This window comes from Bacteroides sp. 43_46 (genome assembly GCF_001915455.1).
GTDB lineage: Bacteria > Bacteroidota > Bacteroidia > Bacteroidales > Bacteroidaceae > Bacteroides > Bacteroides caccae.
Genome location: NZ_MNQN01000089.1, coordinates 1 through 3,032, shown reverse-complemented (window position 1 = coordinate 3,032; position 3,032 = coordinate 1). Strand labels below are relative to the sequence as shown.

General features: G+C 45.2%; 3 protein-coding genes and 1 pseudogene. All 4 read right to left on the bottom strand.

Annotated elements, in window-relative coordinates; genetic code table 11:
- A pseudogene (locus BHV72_RS07065) lies at positions 1-256 on the bottom strand (carboxypeptidase-like regulatory domain-containing protein); the annotation flags it as partial.
- A 164-nt stretch (positions 257-420) separates the two neighbouring features.
- Positions 421-2,010 (bottom strand): IS66 family transposase, encoded by a 1,590-nt coding sequence (gene tnpC / locus BHV72_RS07060; protein ID WP_286855481.1) that lies wholly within the window; start codon positions 2,008-2,010, stop codon positions 421-423.
- Between the two features lie 73 nt (positions 2,011-2,083).
- The gene (gene tnpB, locus BHV72_RS07055; protein WP_167511782.1) at positions 2,084-2,452 is read right to left on the bottom strand and encodes an IS66 family insertion sequence element accessory protein TnpB; all 369 of its coding nucleotides are present in this window, start codon (positions 2,450-2,452) and stop codon (positions 2,084-2,086) included.
- Complete coding sequence (tnpA, locus tag BHV72_RS07050) at positions 2,436-2,768, bottom strand: IS66 family insertion sequence element accessory protein TnpA (protein ID WP_286855479.1); 333 nt, start codon at positions 2,766-2,768, stop codon at positions 2,436-2,438. The genes tnpB and tnpA overlap by 17 nt, the downstream gene beginning before the upstream one ends.
- Positions 2,769-3,032 lie beyond the last annotated feature (264 nt).

Below are 3,032 nucleotides of genomic sequence, written 5' to 3'. Positions count from 1 at the left end.
TCTTTTGTATCTACAGCTATCGCATTGAATGCGGAACGTTTCACACGGGAAACCCCGTTAGACACCACTACCACTTCACCCAACTCAGTCACTGACGGGTCAACGAAACAACCAGCGTGTATTTCCCTGCCGGTGCATGAAGATGATAGATACCTTCTTCATTCGTTGTACAGCCATAAGTTGTACCCTTCAAATATACGGTTGCAAAATCTACGACTTCCTGTTTTTCTTTGGATATCACTTTACCGGATACCATTGTCTTAGGTTGTGCAAAAATAGATATCGCTCCGATTATAAAAAAAAGAGAGCCTAAACTGATCCTTTGTAACTGTCTTTTTACGTAAGCATCCGATAAAGTACACTATAAAAAATGGCTATATCTCCTTTCCAGGTAAGCAGCCATCTATCGTTGTATCTCCATCATTCTTTATTCTTTTCCTTCCATTTGTGTGGCAACATTTGTAGCAGTTCCTCATAATTAGCCTTCTGCATATATGGCATTCTTGCTATAACGTCATTCAGATAAGTGCGCGGATTTACTTTATGCGCTTTGCACGTAGCCAGTAACGAACAGACGACACTCATGCTGACGGCCGCCTGATGGTCTCCACAGAACAAGTAGTTCTTTCTACCCAATGTGATTGGTCGGATGGCATTTTCCGCCAGATTGTTATCAATATGGATACGTCCATCCTGCAGATACCTCATCATATTCTCCCAGCGGGTATAGGCATAGGTTATCGCCTTTCCGGTCAGGCTGTTTGGGCTGTATTTTATCCCTTCTGTTTCCATCCATAGCTTCAAGGCATCCATAATAGGTCCGGCAAGTTCCTGACGTTTTCCCATTCGTTCATTTTCTGTAAGCTGCTTCTGGTCACAGTCATGTTCTATGCGATATAGAAGCTGTATTTCTTTTAAGGCATGTTCCGCCATCTGCCTGTTTTCAGCAAGTGCCTGCTCAAAATACCTGCGTATATGAGCCATGCAGTTAACAAGGCGCACATTCGGGTTGACCTTGAAAGCCGATTCGTAACCCTCAAAGCCGTCACATTGGAAATAACCCTTGAAGTCTTTAGCCAGTTGCCCTATCACCGTACCTGACCGTGATCCTTTGTCATAATGGAAAAGCACCAGTCGTTCGACTACCGCCCTGACCATCCACAAGTATTCCTTGTTGGTCTGATGTCCTGCCTTGTCCAGTACAGGTACGGTCGTTTCATCCCCCTGTATGTAGTCGGATTTCATGATTTCCTGCCTAAGTACCTCGTAAAGTGGCTTGAGAAGTTCAACCGCAGGCTTGAACCATCCGTCTATGGTACTTTCACTAGCTTTGAAGCCCAGGTGATGCAACTGTTTCACCTGGCGGTAGAAGGGAAGATGATACTCATATTTCTGCAGGAGTATCTCCGCCAAAAGTGTAGGTCCCGCTATTCCTTTGTATATAGGCAACAGCGGCATGGCGGCTATCTCCACTCCTTTTCTGCCGACCGGTGGAAGTGAAGTGTTGTCTTTAAGGGCATATTTGGGCCGTACAATCTCCTTTATATAAAGTTGTCCGGGCTTATGTTCCACCACACGGGTCACTTCCTCACCAATCTTCCTGTACAGTTCCAGGTCAATGTCTTCCGGCTCGATGATTACCCTTTCAAGTACGGGAAGACCTTCCATTATCCTGCGGTTATTCCGTTCCCGTTTCTTGCTCTCCACCGTTTCTTTTGTGATTGTCTGCACCGCTACTTCACGCGCTTTTTCCAGTTCAGCCGCGTTATCAGGAAGAAAGTCACCGAACAGGTCAGGCTGGTTGGAATCAAGAGACGGGAGTTTCTCTGACTTGTGACCGAAAAGCTGGCGGTTCAGCCATGCGGCTTGAGCCGTCAGCTCATTGAGACGATTCTGTAAGGATTCATTCTGCCGGGTAAGCCTGATAATGGTCTCAGCCTGGGATGCGTTCACCTGCTGCAGGGACTGCAGCATTGAGTTCATCTGTGAAAGCATCTCTTCCTGGGTCATAATCCGTTTCTTTTAATTACACTATAAATGTACAAAATATATCCCGGACAGACAAGGAATACGACATCTATTTTTATACAGTATATACATTTCGTTCCGCCCTCAGACGTCTCAAACGCTGCCCGGGAGATTCCCGGATTCCTTCCACCATAATGACAAGATCGCGCCATTCCATCGGATAGCTGCGCGATTTCTCGTCATATTCGGGAATCTTGAAATGACCGGCTTCAAGGCGCTTGACATACATCACCAGACCGCCATCCTCGGCATGGAGAAGCTTCATCAATTTACGGCTGCTGCCAATGAAGATGAATACATCACCGTTCCTGACACTGCAGCCCATACGCTCGTGTACCACACCGCAGAGAGAACTGATACCCTTGCGCATATCAGTCCTGCCGGGGCAGAGAAAATACCGCATCGTATCATTCAGGCAGAACATGGCAACAGGCGTATTGGTTAATCAAACGGGAAGCGGCCTCTTCCATACCGGCACTCAAATGGGCACGGACGCCATTAGGAAACAACAGGGTCATTCCGGAAACAGAAGAGGAGGAAGCAATACAGGGGGACTTCAGGCTGATGGGGGCTAAGACTGATTGGGGAGCAGATGTCTCGTGATCGGGAACACTGGAAGATTTACGTTTCCAATAATTGTACGTGGAGTAACTGACATGTTCACGTTGCAGAAATTTCAGAAGACTCAGACCGCTTAAACGATGCAGTTCCTGTAAAGAGGTAAATTGTTCTTTTGTCATAATGAAAATATGTTAGAAGTTCATGCAATATTGCACAAGCAAAGGTGCTATGAAAATATGACAGAGAAAACGGGTACTTTATCGGATGCTTACCTTTTTACCATGAATACCTATAATTCTAAATTCTTAATTTTTGAGAATGCAAAGGTCCGTAAAAAGAAAAGAGGAAACAATCACCTGATATAGGTAATCTTTTCCCCCATTTTACGGAATATATATACTATGCAATAACTTTTTATAGGTATTTATGCCACAAAATAGTCC